Genomic DNA, 22,975 nt, shown 5'->3' with positions numbered 1-22,975 from the left:
TGGATGCCCCACTCAAGGCGGGGCACGACACTCAATTTGCCGATAGAACGCAGATCACCCGGCCGGCACCATCACGACGCCCTTGTCCTTGGGCCAGCGTATCCGCCAGGCGAAATTGATGTCGCGGACCTCGCCCGGCTTGGCCTCGAAGGCCCATTCCAGCACGCCACGCTTGTCGCGGAGGTTGGTGGTGGTGGCAGGCGTCGACGACGGCAACATCTCGACCACGATGTCCTGGTTCTCGCTGACCGGCAGTTGATCCTGGATCGCGGCCTTGACCGGGAAGTCGTGGCCGTTGCGCACCGTGGTCTTGAACGCGCGCTCGTCGGTCTTCGACGTCGTCACGATCAGCCCGACGGAGCCCTCGTTGCGCTTCACCACCGCGCGTTCGATCTTGACCTTGTCATCGGCACCAAAGCCAAGCCGCACGGTCTCGTCCTTCGCCGTCGCGGCCATCCTGCCGAGACCAACGAAGATACCGTCGCGGTAGATCGACACCCGGCCCGGCAGCAGCGGCGCGTCGTCACTCTGCACGAAGCTCGCCTCGAGAAACGCCGTCGGGTCGGTCACCGGAACCGAGCGAACCATAAGATCCGGGACGATCGTTCCGGTCGATATCCGCAGGCTCTTGGCCCCCTCATTGGCGGCGACGCTGACGCGGCCGGGAATTTTGAAGGTTGCCTGGAAGGCGCCGACCTCGGTGACCGCCTCTTGTTCCCCAAAGGTCGTCCCCCCACCAAATTTGAACTCCTGGACGGCCGGCGCTGCCGGCGCCAGCGTGGAGCGGAGCCGCCTGCCATCGGATAGCGTGTCTGCCTGCGCCAGCGGCCGTGGCGGCTGCGGATATTGCACGAGCAGCGAATTGAGATCGGGTGCGTTGCCGCCGTGCGCCACGCGCACGGTGGAGACGCCGAGCGTGACGTTCGACCAGTCCTCGCCGGTCGACTGGGTGATCTCGGCGCGCCGCACCAGTTCGAGCGCGGGCTTGCGGTCCTTGGCGCCGCTATCAAGGCGCGCGTCATACAGCGGCGTCCAGCGCGCACCGGGTACCGAATAGGTGACGCGCAGCGTCGCCTTGGTCGCGGCTGTGGAAGCGACGTCGATCCGCACCTCGACCTTGCTGGGCGGCTTGGCGGTTCGGTCGGCCTCAAGCTGCTCGATCTCGCGGTCGATCTCGCGCTGCTTGCGCATGGCATCGCGGATTGCGCTGTCCGCAGTCGCGACCTCGTCCGCGACGGCGGAGAACGCGGCACGCCATTCGCTCAACGGCCGCGACTCGCCCTTCTCGCCCAATCCGGCCGGCGAGTCCTCGGCAAAACGCTCGGCGAATTTACGCCGCGCCTGGGCTGAGGTGATGATACCTTGCAGATCGTCGCGAGAATCCTTCAGCGCCTCGATGCGCTTGTCGATCTCGGGCAAATTGACCGGCGCCCCCCGCGGCTTGCGCGCATCGATTGCGCCGATCATCAGCTTCGCGCCCGCCTCACCTTCGACCCGCAACGAAGACGGATCGAGCGAGGCCGGGAAATCCTTTGCCACGAGCGTATTCTCGCCGGCGGGCAGATCGAGCGTGACGACGCGCGTGACGCTCGCGCCATCGGGATAGACGGTGACCGCGTCGAGACTGGACTCCGTATTGAGATCGGCCGCGTACAGCGGCCCGGCGGCCAGCGCGCTCACCACCACCAGGCTGGTCGTAACGAGACAACTCGAAATCAATCGCATGACATCCCTCCGAAACGCGCCGCATCGCGCGAGACATTGGGGTGCGACCGGTCCGTGGGCGCACCCCTGCTCGTGGTGAGACGCGGCGAGGAAAGAGCCGGTTCAATTGAGGTTTCCGCGCGGCGTGACGATGGCGCCGTCACGGCTGCCGGATGGCACGGCGGTGACTTTTGCAGATCACCGGCCTGATTTGCGCCGGATGTAGAAATAGTTCGGCACGAGGCCCGCAATGGTGACGGCAATCATGATCCACCAGCCGCGATGAAACGCCGCGATCCTGTCGGCCGCCGACATCGGGGCTGCAAGGATCGCGACAAAGATCGCCACGCCGATCGCGAGCGCCGACTGCCGGACCATGTTGATCACACCCGCGCCGGTCGCAAACGACGATGGCGGCAGGGAGCCGGCGCTGACGCCCATCAACGTCGGAAAGGTCAATCCAACGCCGACGCCGGTCAGCATCATGCCGATGACGGCGGCAGGCGGGTTGCTGTCCGCGCCGAACTGGGTTGCCCACGTCGCGAGGCCGGCTGCGAAGAACACGATTCCGGCGAAAACGACGCTTGCCGCGCCAAATCGCGCGATCAGCCGGCCGGCAAACAACAGCGAGGTAAACGGCACGAGCAGCGGACCCGGTGCGATCGCAAGGCCGGTCTTCAACGCCGACCAGCCCCACACGGTCTGCTCCCACAGCGCGACTGAAAACAGCGTGGCGCCGAAGGCCGCCGAGTACGGCGCCATGACCAGGGACGCACCGGTGAACGGCCGCACCGAGAACAACGCGGGATCGACGAAGGGATTGCGCGATTTGAGGCAGTGCCGCGTAAAGGCGGCGATACACACCGTTGCAACGGCAAAGGCGGCGACAATGCCGCGCGAATTCCAGCCCCAATCGTTCGCCTTTACAATCGCAAATATCAGGGCACCGATGCCACAGGTCACCAGCAGAGCCGCCCAGGGATTTGGACGCGGCGCGTCGTGGCCGGGGACCTCGGGCAGCTTCCACCAGCCGATCACGATCGCAATGACGCCGATCGGAACGTTGACCATGAATATCCAGCGCCAGTCGAATGTCACCAGCACGCCGCCGACAAGCGGTCCAAGCGCCGCGGCGAGCCCGCCGATCGCCGTCCAGGTGCGGACCGCACTAGGGCGCTGCTCCGGCGGAAAGGATGCCAACAGCAGGCCGAGCGACGTCGGGGTCATCAGCGCGGCTCCTGCGGCCTGCACAATCCGCGCGATAACCAGGAACTCGACATTGCGTGCGAGTGCACACGCCGCCGACGCGATGGTGAAGAGCGCAACGCCGAGCAGGAAGCTCAGATTGCGGCTGTGGCGCTCGGCGAGCCGCCCGAAGAACACCAGTAACGCAGCATAGGCGATCGCATAGCCGTTGAGGATCCAGGACAGATCCTCGAGCGAGGCATCGTGAAAGTCCCGCGCGATGTTCGGCAGCCCGACATTGACGATGAACAGATCGAGATTGGCGAGGCAGATTCCGACCGATACGATCGCGAGGACCTGTCTCGGGGTCGCCTGTCTTGGGGTCGCCTGTCTTGGGGTCGCCTGTCTTGGGGTCGCCTGTCTTGGGGTCGCCGTTCTTGAAGTAGCCATTTTTGGCGAGGCCGTCGCCGCGCGAGGCCGCTGTCCCACCGCCTCGCCGATCGGCAATTCGATCGCATCTCCGTCCGCTTCAGACATCCCGGCCTCGATTGTGTGCATGTGCACCTATTGCCATAGGATGCATATGCATGTAATTGTCAAGCCTGGTTTGGAGGCAGCGACGCGATGACAAAGAGCATGACGCAGGGCAGCCGGTGCAACGTTACGGCGTTGCGCAAGGCCGCACGGAACGTGTCGCAGCTCTACGACGCGATCCTTGCATCGTCGGGACTGCGCGCAACGCAGCGCGCCATTCTGGTCAATGTCGCAAGGTCAGGAGGGTCACCGACCATGGGCGAGCTTGCTGCCGCGCTGGTGCTCGACCGTACGGCGCTCAACCACAACCTGAAGCCGCTGCAACGCGACGGCCTCGTCAGCGTCGCCGTCGACAAGACCGACCGCCGCAGCAGGTTGGTGCGGCTGACCAAGCGCGGCGAAGCCAGGCTCGCGGAGTCGCAGGCCGCCTGGAAGCAGGCGCAGGACCGGTTCGAGACCGCGTTCGGCGCGAAACAGGCGGCCGATCTGCGGCGAACGCTCGAACTGGTCGCATCTCTCGAATTTGGCGAGCTGTCGGCGGTTTCGCCGGCTGGGTAGCATCAAATGGGTAGCTTCAAATCAAAGCGGCCCGGCGACGATCGCCGGGCCGCTGATGTTCAGTCCGCGTCAAGCTCAGCTGTAGATCTCGAACAGGCCTGCGCCGCCCTGGCCACCGCCGATGCACATGGTCACGACGCCCCACTTGGCCTTGCGGCGACGGCCTTCCTGCAGCAGATGGCCGGTGAGACGGGCGCCGGTCATGCCGAAGGGATGGCCGATCGCGATCGAGCCGCCATTGACGTTGTACTTTTCGGGATCGATGCCGAGTTGGTCGCGCGAATAAAGGCACTGGCTGGCGAAGGCCTCGTTGAGCTCCCAGAGATCGATGTCCTCGACCTTCAGGCCGTGGCGCTTCAGAAGCTTCGGCACGGCGAACACCGGACCGATGCCCATCTCGTCGGGCTCGCAGCCGGCCGAAGCCCAGGCGACGAAGCGGCCCATCGGGTGCAGGCCGCGCTTCTCGGCATCCTTGGCTTCCATCAGCACCACTGCAGCGGCGCCGTCGGACAACTGGCTGGCATTGCCGGCGGTGACGTACTTGCCGGGGCCCTTCACCGGCTCGAGCTTGGCGAGACCTTCAAGCGTCGTCTCGGGGCGGTTGCACTCGTCCTTGTCGACGACGTAGTCGACGATCGACTCGGCCTTGGTCGCCTTGTCGACCACCTTCATCCTGGTCTTCATCGGGACGATTTCGTCCTTGAACTTGTTGGCCTGCTGGGCTGCCGCCATGCGGCGCTGCGATTCCAGCGAATACTCGTCCTGATATTCGCGGCTGACCTTGTAGCGCTCGGCCACGATGTCGGCGGTGTCGATCATCGCCATGAAGATGTCGGGCGCGGCCTTAAGCAGCTCCGGATCGATCGATTCCTTCGGCGAGCCGCCGCCGGGAATCGAGATGCTCTCGACGCCGCCGGCCACAATGCAATCCGAGCCGTCGGAGCGGATCGAATTCGCGGCCATCGCGATGGTCTGCAGGCCCGACGAGCAGAAGCGGTTCACCGAGACGCCGGCAGTGGTCTTCGGCAGGCCGGCGAGCAGCGCCGCCTGGCGGCCGATGTTCGGCGCGCCATGCGCGCAATTGCCGAGATAGCTGTCCTCGACATAATCCTTGTCGACGCCGGCACGCTCGACCGCGTGCTTGATGGCGTGCGCGGCCAGCGACATCGGCGCGGTGATGTTGAATCCGCCACGGCCGGACTTCGCCAGGCCGGTGCGCGCATAGGAAACGATTACGGCTTCACGCATTGTTTTCTCCCTTTGAGATGGCCGGCATTGTGGCCCGTCTTCGCCCGTTCGTACACATATTTTGGCTGTTGCAACAGGAATACCAGAGGCCGCGCAAACACAAACGCCGCCTCCGGGGTCGGAGACGGCGCCATGTTCCGCAGATCGGAATATCGATGAGCTAGCCCGATGTGGTCAGGTCGACTCGCAGCCACGAGCACGCTGCGACCTCCCCCGCAAGCGGGAGAGGTGCGAAGCGAGTATGCGAACTTAGAACTTCAGCGCCTTGGCCTGCTTCACCTGCGGCAGCGCCTGCACCTTGGTCAGCAGATCAGCCGGCACCGCGCCGTCGACCTCGACCAGCGCAATGGCATCGCCGCCCTGCTTGACGCGGCCGAGATGGAAGGTCGCGATGTTGATCTTGGCATCGCCCAACAGGCTGGCGAAGCCGCCGATAAAGCCCGGCTTGTCTTCGTTGGTCACGTAGATCATCGACTTGCCGAACTCGGCGTCGACCCGGATGCCCTTGATGTCGACGAGCCGCGGCTTGCCGTCGGCATAGACCGTGCCGGACACCGAGCGTTCCTGCCGTTCGGTGGTGACGGTGACCGTGATCAGGCTTTCATAGTCGCTCTGAGCAGCGCGGACGATCTCGTCCACCACCATGCCGCGCTCCTTGGCCACCACCGGCGCCGAGACCACGTTGACCTCGCCCAGCATCGGGCGCAGCAGCCCCGACAGCACGGCTGAGGTGATCGCCTTGATCTTCATCTCGGCAACGTGGCCTTCGTAGGTGATCTCTACCTTGACGATGCCGCTCTCAGTGAGCTGGCCGGCGAACGAGCCGAGCTTCTCGGCAAGCTCGATGAACGGCTTCAGCTTCGGCGCCTCTTCGGCGGTGATCGAGGGGAAGTTCACCGCGTTCGAGATCGCGCCGGTCAGCAGGTAATCCGACATCTGCTCGGCGACCTGCAGCGCGACGTTCTCTTGCGCTTCGGTGGTGGAGGCGCCGAGATGCGGGGTGCAGATCACGTTGGGATGGCCGAACAGCACGTTCGTGGTGGCCGGCTCCTCGACGAACACGTCGAAGGCGGCGCCCGCGACATGCTTGGAATTCAGCGCATCGACCAGCGCCTGCTCATCGACCAGGCCACCGCGCGCGCAGTTGATGATGCGCACGCCCTTCTTCATCTTGGCGATCGCGGCTGCGTCGATCACGTTCCTGGTCTTCTCGGTCAGCGGCGTGTGCAACGTGATGAAATCGGCGCGCTTGAGCAGGTCGTCGAGGTCGACCTTCTCGACGCCGATGTCTTTGGCGCGTTCCGGCGACAGGAACGGATCGAACGCGATCACCTTCATGCGCAGGCCGAGCGCGCGATCGGCGACGATCGAGCCGATGTTGCCGCAGCCGATCACCCCCAACGTCTTGGCGGTGATTTCGACGCCCATGAAGCGGTTCTTCTCCCACTTGCCGGCCTGGGTCGAGGCGTCAGCCTGCGGGATCTCGCGCGCCAGCGCCAGCATCAGCGTGATGGCATGTTCGGCGGTCGTGATCGAATTGCCGAACGGCGTGTTCATCACGATGATGCCCTTGGCGGTCGCGGCCGGAATCTCGACATTGTCGACGCCGATGCCGGCGCGGCCGATCACCTTCAGCTTCGTCGCCTTCTCGAGGATTTTTGCGGTCGCCTTGGTGGCCGAGCGGATCGCGAGGCCATCGTAATTGCCAATGATCTCGGCAAGCTTTTCCTTGTCCTTGCCGAGATTGGGCTGGAAGTCGACTTCAACGCCGCGATCCCTGAAGATCTGCACGGCGGCGGGAGACAGCGCGTCGGAAATGAGAACTTTGGGTTTGGACATCTGAATTGTTCCTTTGCCCCGCAGACGGAGCGGGCCACCTGGGCCGATGTAATGAAGTCTCTGATCAGGTCTTCTCCCTCTCCCCGTTCTTACGGGGAGAGGGTTGGGGTGAGGGGCAGCCACAGACACCAGCGCGAGTGGAGAGAAGCCCCTCACCCGGCGCTATGCGCCGACCTCTCCCCGTAAGAACGGGGAGAGGTGAAGGAAAAACTCAGGCCGCCTTGGCCAACGCGCCCTTGGTTTCGGCAAAGGCCCAGTCGATCCACTGCGTCAGCAGCTCGACGTCCTTGGCTTCGACAGTGGCGCCGCACCAGATCCGCAAGCCGGCGGGCGCATCGCGATAATACGCGAAGTCGAAGCCGGCGTTCTCCTTCTCGACCAGCGCGACCAGCTTCTTGCAGAAGTCGGCCTGCGCATCGGCAGGGAGCGAGATGATCGCGGGATCGGTGAACTTCAGGCACACCGAGGTGTTGGAGCGGGTCGCGGCGTCCTTCGCCAGGAAGTCGATCCACGGCGTCTTCGCCTTCCAGTCGGCGAGCGCCTTGGTGTTGGCGTCGGCGCGCGCGATCAGCGCCTTCAGACCGCCGATCGACTTCGCCCAGTTCAGCGCGTCGAGATAGTCTTCCACGCACAGCATCGACGGCGTGTTGATGGTCTCGCCTTCGAAGATGCCCTGGTTGAGCTTGCCGCCCTTGGTCAGGCGGAAGATCTTCGGCAGCGGCCAGGCCGGCTTGTAGGTCTCGAGCCGTTCGACTGCGCGCGGCGAGAGGATCAGCATGCCATGCGCCGCCTCGCCGCCCAGCGCCTTCTGCCAGGAGAAGGTGACGACGTCGAGCTTTGCAAAATCAAGCGGCTGCGCGAAGGCGGCCGAGGTCGCGTCGCAAATCGTGAGACCTTCGCGGGTCGCGCTGATCCAGTCCGCGTTCGGAACGCGAACGCCCGACGTGGTGCCGTTCCAGGTGAAGACGACGTCTGAGTTCTGATCGACCTTGGAAAGATCGGGGATGTCACCGTAGGCAGCGTTGAGCTTGGTGACTTCCTTCAGCTTCAATTCCTTGACGATGTCGCTGACCCAGCCCTCGCCGAAGGATTCCCAGGCGATCGTGGTGACGGGCCGCGCACCGAGCAGCGACCACAGCGCCATCTCGACCGCGCCGGTGTCCGACGCCGGTACGATGCCGATCTTGTAATCGGCAGGCACTTCAAGCACTTCGCGCGTCAGCTCGATCGCGAGTTTAAGCTTGGCCTTGCCGACCTTCGCACGATGCGAACGGCCGAGGGCTGCGTCCTTGAGATTTTCGGGGTTCCAGCCGGGGCGCTTGGCGCAAGGGCCGGAGGAGAAATGCGGCACATGAGGCCGCGAAGCGGGCTTCGCTGCAGTCATAATCTACCCTTCCAGATAGCTGCCTCTCGGTGGGGAGAGGTTTCCCACTGCCGCAGATAGTGGAAGGGCACCCAAACGTCAAGGAACTTTGGATGCGCCGGGCACGATGTCAGCATCACGGCTGATTGACGGGGCATCGGCGACCCGCTGCGCCGCTTCCTGATCGAGCAGTTCCACCGCATCCGTCACCAGCTTAGCTGCCATACGCCGGCTCGCTACTCTAAAAATGCTCTTCTCGTCGGCTCGCACGATGTACTCGTTGCCGATCCGAACGATCGTATAATTTGGCATCTGAAATCCCCAAGCTGCCGCCGCGCCCCATGGGAGACGTCGACATAGCGCAGTCGTTCCGCCCCGTAAAATCACGGACGGCCGCTTAGTTTATTGGTCCTTAACCGAATAGCAGAGCGAGGACTACCGCAGGCAGCGGTAAAGCAATGGGCACAACTTCATTCGCACATTCAGAAACGAATTGTCATGCCGACATGGCTGCGCGCGAAGCCGAGCCGTTCATAAAACCGCTGCGCATCGATGCGCGTGTGATGCGTCAACAACTCGACGAGCACGCAGCCTTTCGCGCGCGCTTCCGCGACCGCCCACTGCACCAGTCTTTCGCCGATGCCGCGGCTGCGGCAATGGCTTGCGACGCGAACATCCTCGAGCAATCCGCGCGAAGCTCCCTGCGAGCTCAGGCCCGGCAGCACGGCAAGCTGCAGGCAGCCGACGACAGCGCCCTCGCCGTCGACGGCGACGACAAGCTGCAAATTGGGGTCGCGATCGACCCGCTCGAACGCCTGGTAGTACGACCGCGGCAGCGGATCCTCGATCCGCTCGCGTCCACTGCCGAGCCGATCGTCGGCGAGCATGCCGACGATGGCGGCGACGTCTTCGTGGCGGGCGCGACGAATGGCGATCGATGAATCGGTGGTCATGTCGGTCTCTCGCGGAATTCAGCGGGCCGGCGGCAGGCCGAGCACAGCTTCGGCGTCGCCGATCCAGCGCCGCACCATGGGATAGCGCTCGAGGTCGAAGCCGCCTTCATGCGCGACACGCGTATAGGCAAGCAACGAGACGTCGGCGAGCGAGAACGCGTCGCCGGCCAGGAACCGCGCGCCGCCGAGATGCCGCTCCAGATGATCGAGCGCGACATAGCCGCGCTTCACCAGGTTCGGATCGAGCTCGGCTGTGGCCTTGCCGAGATAGACGATGTGGAAGCGGCAAACCGCCACATAGGGTTCATGGCTGTTCTGTTCCCAGAACATCCACGCACTCATTTGCGCTTCGCGATAGGCATCGCCGGGGATCAGGTCGCTGCCGCGCGCGAGATAGCGAATGATGGCGTTGGATTGGGCGAGCGTGCGGCCGTCATCCAGTTCCACGGTGGGCACCTGCCCCCAGCCGTTCAGCGCGAGGAACTCAGGCGTCCGGCTGCCGTCCTTCGTGGTGTCGATCTCGACCCAGGTGTAGGGCAGCGCCAGTTTGTCGCACACCCATTTCACCTTCAGGCAATTGCCCGAATTGCTGTCGCCGTGGATTCTCATTTGAACGCGCTCCGCTCGCGGAGCGATATCCGACCAGCCGCGTTACGCACTGTCAAGCAGTGCGGCTCATGCGTCAGAACTTGTAGCCGATGCCGGCATGTACGCTGTTTTGCGTGACCGACGTGTTCTGGACCGACATGAACTTGACGTACTCCCATTCGCCGCGCACGAATACGTTGCCCCACAACATGTATTCCAGGCCCAGACCAGCGGTCCAGCCGGCAACGTAGTTGCTGGTTCTCCCGGCCGTCACGGTTTGCGTAAACTGCGGTAGCACGAAGTTGGTCGAACTTCCGTCGGCAAAGTAGATCGTTCTGCTCACGGAACTATTCACTGTGCGCGCAACGTCCATCCGGCCGACCGCAAGACCGCCGAAGATGTAGGGCAGAAAGTCGCCGGTAGCCCAACCTGCGCGTCCGCGGAATGTCACCTCATCCTTGACCTGCAGCGAAGCCTTTCCGTTCAGCGAGACTCCGTCCACCGCGGTGGCCCCCGTCGGCAAGACCAGCGTCGGCTCGGCGACTTGAATCGGCCCCAGACTTGCGGAGGTCGATGTCCCGAGGCTCGACCAATAGTTATAGTTGGCTTCGACACCGAGCACGACGTCGTCGTACTGATAGTTGCGTCCGACAAACGCTCCGAAGCCCGAGCTTTGTCCATTGACCCGCCCCAGCACATTGAGTTGGGATGTCGCATCCTGCAGCGTGGTGTTGCGAAATATGGAATTGGTCAGGGACACAACGCTGCCCCCAAAGTCAGTGTTGATCCATGTTTGGCTGACCTGACCGCCGGCGTACCAGCCGTCCCAGTTCCTGGTCGGTGCGCTGGAAGCGGGGAGACTGCCGCGAAGGAAATCGGGCATGTCGGCCGCGTGCGCGCCGGTCACCGCCCCGAACATCATCGCTGCCAGCAAGAACCTACGCATCGCAACGCTCCATCGAACCCATCGATTACGCGCTGATCATCGCCCGTTAACCTTAACCAATCGTTGTCGTCGCCGATTTTCGACATGCCCACGTTGCAGTTCGCGTGACACCGGGCAAAGCAAAACGGCGCGGGATGATCCCGCGCCGTTTGCAATTGTTAACCGTTGAAGGCTGGAAATTAACCCTTGCGGATCAGCACGGGCGGCGGCGGAGGCGGCACGTCGCAGCAGGGCAGAGCCCAGCGCACGCCAAGCTTCACGTCCTGCGAAGTGATGTCGCGGAACTGGAAGGTCGAGGGACCAGCCGACGTGCCGTCGAAGAAGTGTCCCTGGCCATGACCGGCAGTGCCCATGTCGAGGTAGCGGTAGGCCAGTTCGACCGTGAAGTTGTTGGTGACCTTGTAGGCGACACCGGCATGCACCGCCCAGGCGAGATTGGTCTTGGTCGCGCCGTCGGCAATGAAGGAGCTGGTCAGGCCCGACCCGCCCGGGAAGGTGGCAACGTCAGAGAAGGCCCCCGTCTTGATGGTCGCGGCACCGACACCGGCACCGACGAACGGGGTGAGGCACCACCAGGTTCCGAGATCGGCGTAGACGTTCACAAGGCCGACCCAGCTCTGCATGCTGCCATGGTAGGTGTCGCCCAGCGGGCTGGGCCCGGGGAACTGGAAGAAATCGGTGCCGTTGAAGCTGACCTTCGAGCGATACTCACCGGTGACGTCGGCGCGGAACCAGTTGTTGAACTGGTAACCGACACCGATGCCGTAGAGCATGCCGCCATCGAAGCCCGTGCCGTACTGCTGGAAACCGGTGCCCGCCGGCAGCGTGTCATAGAGATCAGAATGCAGCTTGCCTTTTGCATTGGTCATGCCGATGTCGCCGCGCAGATACCAGCCGCCGAAGTCCTGGACCGGCGGGGGTGCATACGCCATCGGGGGCGGCATGATCGGCAGGTCGGCAGCAAACGCCGCCGTGGACAGCAAGGATGCCGCGCCTGCGGCAATCAGAGACTTAACGCTACGCATTGGCTTCGTCCTTTTGGCCAAGTGAGGCGCGCACAATGGCCTCACATCTGAAACTCACAGCCGAACGATCTCAGGAAATGTTTAAGCGCCACTTAACCCTAATTTTTAAGGTTGATTTTCTCTCACCTTTTTTTGCGTCGCCGCTTATGGGTCGATAAAAATGCTGGGATGCGGCGGCGCAAAAAATGGCGAAGCCGCCACAAGTGCTAACGATGTGTTGAGGAACGGCGCGCTTGGCGCGCTCGAGCCGCGTGTGTTAGCGAATGCTTAATGCAGGCGGCTTGGCGCGCCTTCGCCGATGCGAAACGTTCAGCGAGTAGCTTTCGGCATCTTCGGCAGGAACACCGCGAGCAGACCGATCGCCGGCAGGAACGCGCAGAGACCATAGACGAAGGCGATGCTGGTGTGGTCGGCGAGCTTGCCGAGCACGGCTGCGCCCAGGCCACCGATGCCGAAGGCGACGCCGAAGAACACGCCGGAGATCATACCGAAGCGATGCGGCATCAGCTCCTGCGCGAACACGATGATCGCAGACGTCGCCGACGAGATGATCAAGCCGATCACGACCGACAGCACGGCGCTTCCGAACAGGCCGGCATAGGGCAGCGCGAGCGTGAAGGGCAGCGCGCCGAGGATCGAGAACCAGATCACGTATTTGCGGCCGAAGCGGTCGCCGAGCGGTCCGCCGAAGAAGGTGCCGACCGCGTTCGCGGCAAGGAAGATAAAGAGATAGAGCTGCGCGGCCTGGGTCGAGACACCGAACTTGTCGATCAGATAGAAGATGTAATAGCTCGACAGGCTCGAGACGTAGAGCTGCTTGGAGAACAGCAGCGCGACCAGCACGACGAGTGCGGTCCTGACGCGGCGCTGGTCCGGATGATCAGGATGCCGCTCGATCACGGCGGCCTTCTTGCCCGCGATCTGCGGCTTGTACCAGGCGCCGATGCGCCACAGGATCACGATGGCGAGGAATGCGATCGAGGAGAACCAGGCGATCGAGGGCTGGCCGAACGGCACCACGATCAATGCCGCGAGCACCGGCCCCATCGAGGTGCCGAAGCTGCCACCGAGCTGAAACACCGATTGCGCGAAGCCGTAGCGGCCGCCCGAGGCCAGCCGTGCGATCCGCGATGACTCCGGATGAAACACCGCGGAGCCGAGGCCGACGAGCGACGCAGCGATCAGGATCATCCCGTAGCTGTGCGCGACGCTGAGCAGCAACAGGCCGAAGAAGGTGAAGCCCATGCCGATCGAAAGCGAGAACGGCTGCGCCTTCTTGTCGGTGAAGTGCCCGACGAGCGGCTGCAGCAGCGAGGCGGTGAACTGGAACGCCAGCGTGATCATGCCGATCTGCGCGAAGTCGAGCGCGTAGTTGTCCTTCAGGATCGGATAGATCGAGGAAATCAGCGACTGCATGGTGTCGTTGAGGAAGTGCGAGAAGCTGATGCCGATGAGCACGACATAGGCCGGCCCCGCGGCCACAGCTTTCGCGGCCAGCGCAGGCGTCAACTCGGGCACCAGCACCGGCTCGCCCAGTGCCTCTTCACTTACGACCGGTTTGTTCACGGCAGCATTCCGAAACGGATTCGCAAAAAAATACCTCCGTCTCGTACGACGCGGAGGCGGGTGCGACCAGTTGCATTAGCCAATAGCTGCGATGCATGGTGAGGTCGGCCAGTGGCCAACTCTATCCCCGTCATCCTGAGGTGCGAGCCTTGCGGCGCACTTGCGCCGCCGGGCGAGCCTCGAAGGATGCACGGCCACCAGCCGGGCCGTGCATCCTTCGAGGCTCGCTCCGCGAGCGCCTCAGGATGACGGACCCACAGGTGAGCGGTGGAAATCAGCGAGCCTTAAGCCGCGGCCTGTCCGAGTGCGTTGACGATGGTGTCGACGACGTCCTCGACCAGGATGCGGTCGTCGCCCTCGCCCATCACGCGGATCACCGGCTCGGTGCCGGAGGAGCGCACCAGCAGGCGGCCGTGGCCGTTGAGGCGCTTTTCGCCGTCGGTGATCGCGGACTTGACCTCGGCGTCGTCGAGCGGCTTGCCGCTGCGATAGCGCACGTTCTTCAGGATTTGCGGCAACGGCTCGAAACGCCGGCAGACTTCCGAGACCGGGCGTCGCAGCTTTTGCACCACGGCGAGCACCTGCAGCGCAGCCACGAAGCCGTCGCCGGTCGTGGCATAGTCGGACAGGATGATGTGGCCCGACTGTTCGCCGCCGAGATTATAGCCGCCGCTCAGCATCTGCTCGAGCACGTAGCGGTCACCGACCGGCGTACGGATCATCTGCACGCCATGTCCGTGCAGGAAACGCTCGAGCCCGAGGTTGGACATCACGGTCGCGACGATGCCGGGCTTGGAGAGGCGGCCGTCTTCCTTCCAGCTCTGCGCGATCACCGCGAGCAGCTGGTCGCCATCGACGATGTGGCCGCGCTCGTCGACCAGGATGACGCGATCGGCGTCGCCATCGAGCGCGATGCCGATGTCGGCGCGCATCTCGCGCACCTTCCTGGACAGTGCTTCCGGCGAGGTCGAGCCGCATTCCTTGTTGATGTTGAAGCCGTCGGGTTCGACGCCGATCGGCACCACGTCGGCGCCGAGTTCCCACAATGCCTCCGGAACCACCTTGTAGGCGGCGCCGTTGGCGCAATCGATCACGACGCGCAGGCCGTCGAGTGAGAGGTCGCGCGGCAGCGTGCGCTTGGCGAATTCGATGTAGCGGTCGTGGACGCCGTCGATGCGGCGGGCGCGGCCGAGGCTCGCGCTCTGCGCCAGCCGGCGGTCGAGCGATTCGTCGAGCAACTGCTCGATCTGCTTCTCGACGTCGTCGGAGAGCTTGAAGCCCTGTGGGCCGAACAGCTTGATGCCGTTATCCTCGAACAAATTGTGTGACGCCGAAATCATGACGCCGAGATCGGCGCGCATCGACTTGGTGAGCATCGCCACCGCCGGCGTCGGCATCGGGCCGAGCAGCAGCACGTCCATGCCGACCGAGGTGAAGCCCGCGACCATGGCGTATTCGATCATGTAGCCGGACAGCCGCGTGTCCTTGCCGATCACGACGCGATGGCGATGATCGCCACGCTGAAACACCAGGCCTGCGGCCTGCCCCACCTTGAGCGCGAGCTCCGGCGTGATCAGCCCGTTGGCGCGGCCCCGGATCCCGTCGGTCCCGAAATATTTGCGGCTCATGTATCCCCCAGCACGGGCTTCCCGACCCACCATGCGAGAAAGCTCCAAACGCCCACCAGTTTAGCGTGCATCGGCCTTATAGACCCTCAAGCGCTAAAATGACTTCAAAAAATATGATGAATCATTACTGTCATCGAATGACGCGGTTCGACGTTAAGATATTGAAAAATAGAGGACTATCCTCTCCAATGAGATCGCCGGAGCGGCAACTCGGCGCTAATCGTGGTCGTCGCGCTTGACGGGACGGTCGCCCTTGGTGGGCGCCGGCTGGGTGACGCTGACGGGATCGGAACCCGGGAACGTCTCCTCCAGCCCCTCCTCCAGGGCCTCATCGAGCCGGCGCTTTTCGACGCTCTCGTCGGCTTTTGGCTTGGGGCCTGACTGCGTCATGTTGTTCTCCGTCCAACCCGTTCCGCCCGGCGATTTGGCAGGCGGTCCAACCATGCTAGATGACGGCAGAACCTAACACCAACAAGACGTGCGATAAACAAGAAGGGCCGAGAACGTCCATGAAGCACATCACTTGCATCGAGGATTTGCGCCAGTTGCACAAGCGCCGGGTGCCCAAGGCGTTTTTCGATTATGCGGACCGCGGCTCCTATACCGAGGACACGCTGCGCGCCAATTCCGACGATCTTCAGCAGATCAAGTTCCGCCAGCGCATCCTGGTCGACGTCTCCAAGCGCGATTTGTCGACCACGATCCTCGGCGAGCCCTCTGCGATGCCGCTGATCCTGGCCCCGGTCGGCCTGCTCGGCATGCAGCATGGCGACGGCGAGATCCATGCCTGCCGCGCGGCGCAGGCGGCGGGCATTCCCTTCACCCAGAGCACGATGTCGATCTGCTCGATCGAGGACATCGCGGCCTCCGTCGACAAGCCGTTCTGGTTCCAGCTCTACGTCATGAAGGACCGCGGCTTCATCAAGTCGCTGATCGAGCGCGCGATCGCGGCGAAGTGCTCCGCGCTGGTCTTGACCGTCGACCTGCAGGTGATCGGGCAGCGCCACCAGGACATCAAGAACGGCATGACGGTGCCGCCGGAATGGTCGCTGTCGAAACTGCTCGATTTCGCCAGCAAGCCGTCATGGGTCGCCGGCGTGCTGCGCGGCAAGCGCCGCAGCTTCGGCAACATCGTCGGCCACGTCAAAGGCACCGAGGACCTCACCAAACTGTCGGAATGGACCGCATCGCAGTTCGACACCTCGCTGAACTGGAAGGACATCGACTGGATTCGCAGCATCTGGCCGGGCAAGCTGATCCTGAAGGGCATCCTCGACGTCGAGGACGCCGAACTCGCCGCCAAGACCGGCGCGCAGGCGATCGTGGTCTCCAACCATGGCGGCCGACAGCTCGATGGTGCGCCATCGTCGATCGAGGTGCTGCCCGAGATCGTCGACACGGTCGGCTCGCAGATCGAGATCATGTTCGATGGCGGCATCCGCACCGGCATGGACGTGATGCGCGCGCTCGCTCTCGGCGCGAAATCCTGCATGATCGGCCGCGCCTATGCCTACGGCCTCGGCGCTGGTGGGCAGGAGGGTGTCGCGAAAGCGCTCGACATTCTGGCGAAGGAGCTCACCACGACGATGGGCCTGTGCGGCGTCAACACCATCGCCGAGATCGACGATCACGTGCTGGCGGTTTAAGGTTGCCTAGCGCGGACGGATCGAACCGCCGCGACACTCAGTCCCGTCATCCCGAGGTGCGAGCCTTGCGGCGCAATTGCGCCGCTGGGCGAGCCTCGAAGGATGCACGGCCCGGCTGGTGGCCGATTCATCCTTCGAGGCTCGCCGAAGAGGCTCGCACCTCGGGATGACGGGGTTGGTCTGCTCGGTGTCATCACCCGTCAGTGATCTGTCCGGGCTAAACAGCAGGCGGGTGATCCAGTATTCCAGAGACGCCGGTGCTTGAGCCGATGGGTCGCGGCGTACTGGGTCGCCCGGTCAAGCCGGGCGATGACAGCGGTGGATGAAGACAAAGCTTCACATCCTCTCAGGATGACGGGACTCATTGCGGCGCTCTTTTCGATTGTCGTCCCGGCCCCGTGCGCAATTGCGCACGGGGCCGGGACGACGTGTTGAGAGAGCTTCGCCCTCGCGTCACATCGGCGGTGTAATCCCGTCGCGGCCGACATTGACGCGGTTGGCTTCCAGCGTGCCGTCATCCTTCTTCATCGCACCGAAAATGATGATCTGGGCGCCCGGCTTCAGCTCGGATTTGTCGCCGGCCACGAAGGTGACGATCGGGGTATCCGGCGGCACCACGACCTTCTTCTCGCCGTCCTTGTACTTGACCAGGATGTTCTGACCGTCAGTGCCCTTCACCGTCTGGGCGACGGTGGCGTTGGTCATGGTGGAGTTGGCACGCAGATCCCACGGACGGAAGCCTTCCGCCGCACCGCGCTGGTTCTCCGGGAAGATGTGGACCGCGATCGCCTTCTGCGTTCCGTCGGGCTCCGGCATCGCGGTGACGCCGATATAGGAACCGGGTTTGATTTCCGACAGCTCGGTCTTGGCGACGCCGAACACCGCGACATTGTCGGTCATGCGCACCTTGATGTCGGTGCCGTCGCGCGACTTGATCGACAGCAGCGAGCCGTCGACGGCCGCGATGGCGCCGCGGATGCGCACCGGCGGCGGCGTTTGCGCGGCCGCGACGGAGGCAAAGGCAACGGCGAACAGCGCGGCGAATAAAAGCGATTTTGGCATGGGTATCCCTTCCGGGGAGTTGGCTGGCCCGACGACAAACACCGGCCGGGTGGCTGTATTCCGCGCTTGCGGGATTCGTAGCCCGGATGGAGCGCAGCGCAATCCGGGACTGTCTTTCGCTGGCGGACTCCCGGATTTCGCTTCGCTGCATCCGGGCTACGAAAAACGTCACATCGGCGGCGTGAGCCCGTCACGACCGACGCTGGCGCGATCGGTCTGCAGCGAACCGTCCGGCAGTTTCTTCATGAAGGCGATGACCTTGGCGCCGGCCTTCAGGTCCGACTTGTCGCCGGGAACATAGGTCACGACCGGCGTGTCCGATGGCACCACCACCTTCTTCTCGCCGTCCTTGTACTTGATCAACAACGTGTGACCGTCATTGCCGACGACGGATTCGGCCACCGTGGCATTGGTCATGCTGCTGTTCGGCTTGAGGTCCCAGGGCCGCGAGCCTTCGCCGGTGCCGCGCATGTTCTCCGGAAAGACATGCACCTCGACCGCCTTCGGCACGCCGTCGGTTCCAGGCACCGTGGTGGTGCCGATGAAGGACCCGACCTTGATGTCCGACATCCCGATTTTGGTGAGACCAAGTACGAGCATGTGATCAGTCATGTGCAGCTTGACCTCTTCGCCGCCGCGCGATTTCACCGCGAGCGTATCGCCGTCGACGCCTTCGACGGTTCCGCGCACCTGCGTCGGTGTGGGCGATTGCTGCGCGATGGCGTAAATCGTCGACGCCGCCACCATCGCGACGGCAATGAGCGGGCGAACGAACTGGGTACGGTGGGACGGCATGGCGATATCTCCGGGAGAGGGCGAGGCTGATGTAGCACTGACACCATCCTTGCAACGCTATTCCATGCCTCAAGTCTTTGTGAGATCGGCCTCAACCAACGCACGCAATTCTGATGTGACTTGCGGACGCTGCCCGAACCACAATTCAAAGCCGCGCACTGCCTGGTGCAGGAGCATGCCGAGCCCATCGGCGGTCTTCAGCCCGCGCGCCTGCGCTGCCGCCAGCAGCGGCGTCACCAGCGGGACATAGACAAGATCGGAAACAACCGCCGTCGGCGGCAACCGGCCGACGTCAACCTCGAGCGCGGGCTGGCCGTGCATGCCGAGCGAGGTGGTGTTCACCAACAACCCTGCGCGCGGCAGCAGGTCGTTGACCGCGTCCCATGTTGCGGGAAGCACGCGCGCGCCGAACTGATCGGCGAGCGCGCGGGCACGATCGACGGTGCGGTTGACCAGATGCACGCGCGCAATGCCGCGCTCGATCAGGCCGAATACCACCGCGCGCGCCGCGCCGCCGGCGCCGAGCACCAGCGCGTCGCCAGCCTTGTCCCAGCCGGGCGCGCAGGCGTCGAGATTGTCGATGAAACCTTCGACATCGGTGTTGGTCGACCGCAATTCGCCGTCGGCAAACCACAGCGTGTTGGCGGCGCCGACGGCGCGGGCGCGCTCATCCGGCGTCGATAGCGCCAGCGCCTGCTCCTTGTGCGGTCTCGTGACATTGGCCCCAACGAAGCCGCGCAGCGACAGCCGAAACAGGAAATCCTTGAAATCATCCGGCGGCACCGCCTCGATCACATAGCCGCCCTCGAGGCCGAGCGTCCGCAGCCAGTAGTGATGGATCAGCGGCGAGCGGGAATGCGCCGCCGGCCAGCCGATCAGGCACGCGGCGCGGGATTTGGTGGCGATGGTCATCGACGTGACATCGGCCATGCCAACCGCACTGTCAATCCGTTCGCTTCGCGGTAGCGGCAAGCAGCGCGCTGAGCGCGAATGCCGTGCCGGCGGCAAACCAGATCGCGGCCAGGTTGATCCAGCGGTAGGCGAGCGCGCCAACCAGCGCGCCCAGCACAAGAGCCGCCCACAACAGCAGGTTCGGCAGCCAGGCCCAGCGCGCACCACCGGTCAGCGCGGCGGCCATGAGCTGTCCGGCTTTCACCAGCGCACCGGTGACATAGGTGAGGCCGAGGCCGGCGCCGCCATCGATCTGGAACACCGCGTTCTCCAGCCCCATCGCCAGCACGATGGCGGCGACCGCGGTATTTGGCAGGCCGAACGCGGCGGTCAGCGCGGCCGCCGTGAGCAGCAGCGCCTCGGTGAGCAGGATCAAGGGCTGGCGATGCGAGATGCGGCTGAGCACGATCAGGCTGCCGGCCGCAGCACCGGCGACGAACAGCACGATCAGCCCCAATGCCTCCAGGGCATGCTCCCAATGCGCCTCGGCGAGCGTTACGCCAAGCCGCGTCGAGTTACCGCTCATGAACGATACGAATAGCCCGCCGAGGTGCAGGTAGCCGATGCCGTCGACATAGCCGGCCAACGCGCTCAGCGCGCAGGCCAGCGCCAGGTTGCGATGGGATTCGAGCATGATGTTGGAGAGCCACTGCGCGTCGAAAGCCGCAGTGTTCATCAAAGTAACCGACTTGGGAAGGGAGCGAAGCCGCAGGTACGAGGCAACCCGTCATTCCCAGGGCGATCACCTATGGCGATCGGCCACGTCCCATAGGCCGGCCATAACGACGTGGAAAACGTCAATTGCAGAAGTCCGCAAACGCCATATGCAATAGCCGGGGGCGAGGGGCGCTTGCTCGATTTCTGAATAATGGAAGAATACCGCTGATTTGCCCGACGCGTCAAGTTGCCGTGTCGAACGCCGGCCAGCCGCCCGGTTACTTTGCATGGGGTTATTTTCGATATTTTGGCAGCGCACCCCTGCGAGGGCAGGCTATCGCATTCTGGCTATCAGCCCACGTTCCAGAGTTTGTCATGGCAGGACAAACCCGACCATGACGAGGTGGACCGGTCAGTTGCAGAAGCCGCAAGTGCGATATGCGACAGCCATGCCGTCATTCCGGGGCGATGCAAAGCACCGAACCCGGAATGACGGTAGTCGTCTTACGCCGCGTCGCGATGCGCGGCGACGATCTGGTCGGCGGCACGGCCCGTCACTTCGGCCATGCGGTCGAACTGGCGGGTGAAGCTGCCAGCGCCGGCGGTGGCCGAGCGCAACTCCACGATGAGGTCGCCGATCTCGGCTTCCGGCATGGTGGCGCGGACGCAGTCCCATCCGCTCCAGCCCTCGCGGGTATCGAAGCCGAGGATCTGGCCGCGGCGCGCCGACAGGATCGCGTTGATCTTGGCGGTCGCCTCCGTCGGACAGACGATCTCGACCAGATGGATCGGCTCCAGCAGCACCGGCTGGCATTGGGGCAGCGCCTCGTTGACGCCGGCCCGCGCTGCGGTGCGGAAGGCGAGATCGGAGGAATCGACGCTGTGGTAGGAGCCGTCGGTCAGCGTGACGTCGACGTCGACCACGGGGAAGCCGAGCGGGCCGTGCACCAACGCGTCGACAACGCCCTCCTCCACCGCACCGATATAGTTGCGCGGCACGGCGCCGCCGACGACCTTCTCATGGAATTCAAAGCCGGTGCCGCGCGGCTTCGGCTTGACCTCGAGCACGACGTCGCCGAACTGGCCGTGGCCGCCGGACTGCTTCTTGTGCCGGCCGCGCTGGGTGACGGTTTTCCGGATGGTCTCCTGATAGCCGATCACCGGCGCATGCGCCTTGACGCTGACGCCGAAGCGATCCTTCAGCCGCTCCTGCGCCACGCGCAGATGCATCTCGCCCTGCCCCCACAGCACGGTGTCGTGCGTCTGCGGGTTCTGGACCATCGAGAGCGACGGATCCTCCTCGTTCAGTCGCAACAGCGCCTGGCCGAGCTTGACGTCGTCCTTGCGGTCGGTCGCTGCGATCGAGATCGACAGCACCGGCGCGACCGGCTCGACTTTCACCAGCGAGCGAGGGGCGGTCTTGCCGCTGGAGAGCGTGTCGCCGGTCTTGATCGCGTCGAGCTTGCCGAGCGCGACGCTGTCGCCGGCCTCCGCCGCCGGACGCTTGCTGTCATGGGCGCCGATGACTGCCAGAATGCCGCTAACGCGCCCGCTCTCGCCCGACGACGATTGCAGCGTCGCGCCGTCGTCGAGACGGCCTGCGAACACGCGCGCCAGCGACAGCTTGCCGCCGTGCTGCAAATGTAGCGTCTTGAACACGTAGGCCAGCGCATCCTTCTTGTCCGACACGCCGAGACGTTTTGCCGTCTCGGCCACGCCGGGCGCTTCGTGGCGTAACGCCTTCATCAGCCGCAGCACGCCGTTCTCGCGAGCAGCCGCGCCGAGCAGCACCGGACAAATCTGTCCTTCGCGCAGTTCGCGGGCGAGATCGTCGAACACGGCGTCGCGCGGCGGCTGGATATCCTCCAGCAACTGCTCCATCAGCGCGTCGTCGTGGTCGGCAAGCTTCTCCAGCATCGAGAAGCGCGCCTCCTTTTCGCGATCGAGATCGCCACCTGCGAGGGCTACGACCTCCGACGGCTTGTGCTCGCGATAGACGAAGGCGCGCTCCAGCGCGAGGTCGACGAAGCCCTCGATCAGATCGCCATTCCAGATCGGGATCTGGCGCAGCACCAGCGGCACGCGCGAGGCCGGCTGCAAGGTCGCGAGTGTCTCGCGGATGCGCTTGTTGGCACGATCGATCTTGTTCAGGAACAGGAAACGGGGAATGCCGAGCTCCTCGAGCTCGCGCAGGATGATCTGCAGTTGCGGCAGCTTCTTTTCATCGGCCTCGCAGACCACGACCGCGGCATCGACCGCCGGCAACGCAGCACGCATGTCGTGCGCGAACTCGACCGAGCCGGGACAGTCGATAAAGGTGTAGGTATCTCCCATGAATGTGGTGGTGGCGGCCGTCAGGCCCACGCCCATCTTGTGCTGGCGCGCCTCGGGGCTGGCATCGCCGACGGAGGTTCCGGCATCGACGCTGCCGGTGGTCTTGATGGCGCCCGTCCGCGCCAGGATCGCTTCCAGAAGTGTGGTTTTACCGCTTTGGAAAGGGCCCACCAGTGCAATGCACCGTGGACCCAATGTTTTAGGATATGGGGGACTTCTGACGTCTTGTCCCATTGCCGCCTCCTCGCTGTGGAGCTCGGCCCATGATTGGGTCGGCGACCTCAGATGCTCCGCCCGTCCAGCAGATTTGGCAAGCCGGAAAAATCGCTGCGGTGCGGTGTCGCATGCGGCGTGCTTCAACCTCTCACGTTCCGCACGGGAGAGGTCATAACT

Annotated in this window: 20 protein-coding genes; 2 read left to right on the top strand and 18 right to left on the bottom strand. The window is 64.1% G+C overall.

Features of this window, described 5'->3' with window-relative positions; translation table 11 throughout:
- Positions 1-54: 54 nt before the first annotated feature.
- Positions 55-1,725 carry a mucoidy inhibitor MuiA family protein gene (locus ACP2YO_RS07035; protein ID WP_426440210.1) on the bottom strand — a complete coding sequence of 557 codons (1,671 nt, stop codon included), beginning with the start codon at positions 1,723-1,725 and terminating at the stop codon, positions 55-57.
- Between the two features lie 177 nt (positions 1,726-1,902).
- Positions 1,903-3,426 carry an MFS transporter gene (locus ACP2YO_RS07030; RefSeq protein ID WP_426440209.1) on the bottom strand — a complete coding sequence of 508 codons (1,524 nt, stop codon included), beginning with the start codon at positions 3,424-3,426 and terminating at the stop codon, positions 1,903-1,905.
- 87 nt (positions 3,427-3,513) lie between these two features.
- On the opposite strand from ACP2YO_RS07030, the gene ACP2YO_RS07025 reads away from it, so the two are divergent.
- Positions 3,514-3,981, top strand: a complete 468-nt coding sequence (locus tag ACP2YO_RS07025; RefSeq protein WP_426440208.1) for a MarR family winged helix-turn-helix transcriptional regulator — start codon at positions 3,514-3,516, stop codon at positions 3,979-3,981.
- A gap of 75 nt (positions 3,982-4,056) precedes the next feature.
- On the opposite strand, the gene ACP2YO_RS07020 is transcribed toward ACP2YO_RS07025, so the two are convergent.
- The 11 genes from ACP2YO_RS07020 to ACP2YO_RS06970 form a co-directional block, all read right to left on the bottom strand.
- Positions 4,057-5,229 carry an acetyl-CoA C-acyltransferase gene (locus ACP2YO_RS07020; protein ID WP_426440207.1) on the bottom strand — a complete coding sequence of 391 codons (1,173 nt, stop codon included), beginning with the start codon at positions 5,227-5,229 and terminating at the stop codon, positions 4,057-4,059.
- 249 nt (positions 5,230-5,478) lie between these two features.
- Positions 5,479-7,068 (bottom strand): phosphoglycerate dehydrogenase, encoded by a 1,590-nt coding sequence (serA, locus tag ACP2YO_RS07015; protein ID WP_426440206.1) that lies wholly within the window; start codon positions 7,066-7,068, stop codon positions 5,479-5,481.
- 211 nt (positions 7,069-7,279) lie between these two features.
- Entirely contained in the window at positions 7,280-8,452 is a 1,173-nt protein-coding gene (locus tag ACP2YO_RS07010; protein WP_426440205.1) for a phosphoserine transaminase, read from the bottom strand.
- A 78-nt stretch (positions 8,453-8,530) separates the two neighbouring features.
- Complete coding sequence (locus tag ACP2YO_RS07005; RefSeq protein WP_426440204.1) at positions 8,531-8,743, bottom strand: hypothetical protein; 213 nt, start codon at positions 8,741-8,743, stop codon at positions 8,531-8,533.
- A 170-nt stretch (positions 8,744-8,913) separates the two neighbouring features.
- Positions 8,914-9,384 carry an N-acetyltransferase family protein gene (locus tag ACP2YO_RS07000; RefSeq protein ID WP_426440203.1) on the bottom strand — a complete coding sequence of 157 codons (471 nt, stop codon included), beginning with the start codon at positions 9,382-9,384 and terminating at the stop codon, positions 8,914-8,916.
- Between the two features lie 18 nt (positions 9,385-9,402).
- Positions 9,403-9,993: a glutathione S-transferase family protein gene (locus tag ACP2YO_RS06995; RefSeq protein WP_426440202.1), complete on the bottom strand. Its 591-nt coding sequence runs from the start codon at positions 9,991-9,993 to the stop codon at positions 9,403-9,405.
- Between the two features lie 73 nt (positions 9,994-10,066).
- On the bottom strand, positions 10,067-10,906 hold the full coding sequence (locus ACP2YO_RS06990) for an outer membrane protein (RefSeq protein ID WP_426440201.1): 840 nt from the start codon (positions 10,904-10,906) through the stop codon (positions 10,067-10,069).
- 191 nt (positions 10,907-11,097) lie between these two features.
- On the bottom strand, positions 11,098-11,943 hold the full coding sequence (locus ACP2YO_RS06985) for an outer membrane protein (protein WP_426440200.1): 846 nt from the start codon (positions 11,941-11,943) through the stop codon (positions 11,098-11,100).
- A gap of 309 nt (positions 11,944-12,252) precedes the next feature.
- Entirely contained in the window at positions 12,253-13,509 is a 1,257-nt protein-coding gene (locus ACP2YO_RS06980; protein WP_426440199.1) for an MFS transporter, read from the bottom strand.
- Positions 13,510-13,793: 284 nt separating this feature from the next.
- Positions 13,794-15,137, bottom strand: coding sequence for a phosphoglucosamine mutase (gene glmM / locus ACP2YO_RS06975; RefSeq protein ID WP_426440198.1), 1,344 nt, complete (start codon positions 15,135-15,137; stop codon positions 13,794-13,796).
- Positions 15,138-15,353: 216 nt separating this feature from the next.
- Positions 15,354-15,527 (bottom strand): hypothetical protein, encoded by a 174-nt coding sequence (locus ACP2YO_RS06970; RefSeq protein WP_426440197.1) that lies wholly within the window; start codon positions 15,525-15,527, stop codon positions 15,354-15,356.
- Positions 15,528-15,646: 119 nt separating this feature from the next.
- Here ACP2YO_RS06970 and ACP2YO_RS06965 point away from each other — a divergent pair, with 119 nt between their 5' ends.
- Positions 15,647-16,783: an alpha-hydroxy acid oxidase gene (locus tag ACP2YO_RS06965; RefSeq protein WP_426440196.1), complete on the top strand. Its 1,137-nt coding sequence runs from the start codon at positions 15,647-15,649 to the stop codon at positions 16,781-16,783.
- 453 nt (positions 16,784-17,236) lie between these two features.
- Here the strand turns inward: ACP2YO_RS06965 and ACP2YO_RS06960 are convergent, their stop codons facing one another.
- The 5 genes from ACP2YO_RS06960 to ACP2YO_RS06940 all read right to left on the bottom strand — a co-directional run bounded on the left by ACP2YO_RS06960 (position 17,237) and on the right by ACP2YO_RS06940 (position 22,816).
- Entirely contained in the window at positions 17,237-17,845 is a 609-nt protein-coding gene (locus ACP2YO_RS06960; protein WP_426440195.1) for a hypothetical protein, read from the bottom strand.
- A gap of 168 nt (positions 17,846-18,013) precedes the next feature.
- Positions 18,014-18,640, bottom strand: coding sequence for a hypothetical protein (locus ACP2YO_RS06955; protein ID WP_426440194.1), 627 nt, complete (start codon positions 18,638-18,640; stop codon positions 18,014-18,016).
- Positions 18,641-18,709: 69 nt separating this feature from the next.
- Complete coding sequence (locus ACP2YO_RS06950) at positions 18,710-19,570, bottom strand: shikimate dehydrogenase (protein WP_426440193.1); 861 nt, start codon at positions 19,568-19,570, stop codon at positions 18,710-18,712.
- A 13-nt stretch (positions 19,571-19,583) separates the two neighbouring features.
- Entirely contained in the window at positions 19,584-20,225 is a 642-nt protein-coding gene (locus tag ACP2YO_RS06945) for a YoaK family protein (RefSeq protein ID WP_426443093.1), read from the bottom strand.
- Positions 20,226-20,752: 527 nt separating this feature from the next.
- Complete coding sequence (locus ACP2YO_RS06940; protein ID WP_426440192.1) at positions 20,753-22,816, bottom strand: elongation factor G; 2,064 nt, start codon at positions 22,814-22,816, stop codon at positions 20,753-20,755.
- Between the last annotated feature and the right edge of the window lie 159 nt (positions 22,817-22,975).

It is taken from the genome of Bradyrhizobium genosp. P (assembly GCF_049949265.1).
GTDB lineage: Bacteria > Pseudomonadota > Alphaproteobacteria > Rhizobiales > Xanthobacteraceae > Bradyrhizobium.
The sequence above is the reverse complement of the archived record's forward strand: the minus strand, read 5'-3'. Positions and strand labels throughout refer to the sequence as shown.

What these genes read in the sequence shown, in the direction of transcription:
- ACP2YO_RS07035 (WP_426440210.1), bottom strand. Translation starts at nt 1,725, where the DNA reads ATGCGATTGATTTCGAGTTGTCTCGTTACGACCAGCCTGGTGGTGGTG.
- ACP2YO_RS07030 (WP_426440209.1), bottom strand. Translation starts at nt 3,426, where the DNA reads ATGTCTGAAGCGGACGGAGATGCGATCGAATTGCCGATCGGCGAGGCG.
- ACP2YO_RS07025 (WP_426440208.1), top strand. Translation starts at nt 3,514, where the DNA reads ATGACAAAGAGCATGACGCAGGGCAGCCGGTGCAACGTTACGGCGTTG.
- ACP2YO_RS07020 (WP_426440207.1), bottom strand. Translation starts at nt 5,229, where the DNA reads ATGCGTGAAGCCGTAATCGTTTCCTATGCGCGCACCGGCCTGGCGAAG.
- serA (WP_426440206.1), bottom strand. Translation starts at nt 7,068, where the DNA reads ATGTCCAAACCCAAAGTTCTCATTTCCGACGCGCTGTCTCCCGCCGCC.
- ACP2YO_RS07010 (WP_426440205.1), bottom strand. Translation starts at nt 8,452, where the DNA reads ATGACTGCAGCGAAGCCCGCTTCGCGGCCTCATGTGCCGCATTTCTCC.
- ACP2YO_RS07005 (WP_426440204.1), bottom strand. Translation starts at nt 8,743, where the DNA reads ATGCCAAATTATACGATCGTTCGGATCGGCAACGAGTACATCGTGCGA.
- ACP2YO_RS07000 (WP_426440203.1), bottom strand. Translation starts at nt 9,384, where the DNA reads ATGACCACCGATTCATCGATCGCCATTCGTCGCGCCCGCCACGAAGAC.
- ACP2YO_RS06995 (WP_426440202.1), bottom strand. Translation starts at nt 9,993, where the DNA reads ATGAGAATCCACGGCGACAGCAATTCGGGCAATTGCCTGAAGGTGAAA.
- ACP2YO_RS06985 (WP_426440200.1), bottom strand. Translation starts at nt 11,943, where the DNA reads ATGCGTAGCGTTAAGTCTCTGATTGCCGCAGGCGCGGCATCCTTGCTG.
- glmM (WP_426440198.1), bottom strand. Translation starts at nt 15,137, where the DNA reads ATGAGCCGCAAATATTTCGGGACCGACGGGATCCGGGGCCGCGCCAAC.
- ACP2YO_RS06970 (WP_426440197.1), bottom strand. Translation starts at nt 15,527, where the DNA reads ATGACGCAGTCAGGCCCCAAGCCAAAAGCCGACGAGAGCGTCGAAAAG.
- ACP2YO_RS06965 (WP_426440196.1), top strand. Translation starts at nt 15,647, where the DNA reads ATGAAGCACATCACTTGCATCGAGGATTTGCGCCAGTTGCACAAGCGC.
- ACP2YO_RS06960 (WP_426440195.1), bottom strand. Translation starts at nt 17,845, where the DNA reads ATGCCAAAATCGCTTTTATTCGCCGCGCTGTTCGCCGTTGCCTTTGCC.
- ACP2YO_RS06955 (WP_426440194.1), bottom strand. Translation starts at nt 18,640, where the DNA reads ATGCCGTCCCACCGTACCCAGTTCGTTCGCCCGCTCATTGCCGTCGCG.
- ACP2YO_RS06950 (WP_426440193.1), bottom strand. Translation starts at nt 19,570, where the DNA reads ATGGCCGATGTCACGTCGATGACCATCGCCACCAAATCCCGCGCCGCG.
- ACP2YO_RS06945 (WP_426443093.1), bottom strand. Translation starts at nt 20,225, where the DNA reads ATGCTCGAATCCCATCGCAACCTGGCGCTGGCCTGCGCGCTGAGCGCG.
- ACP2YO_RS06940 (WP_426440192.1), bottom strand. Translation starts at nt 22,816, where the DNA reads ATGGGACAAGACGTCAGAAGTCCCCCATATCCTAAAACATTGGGTCCA.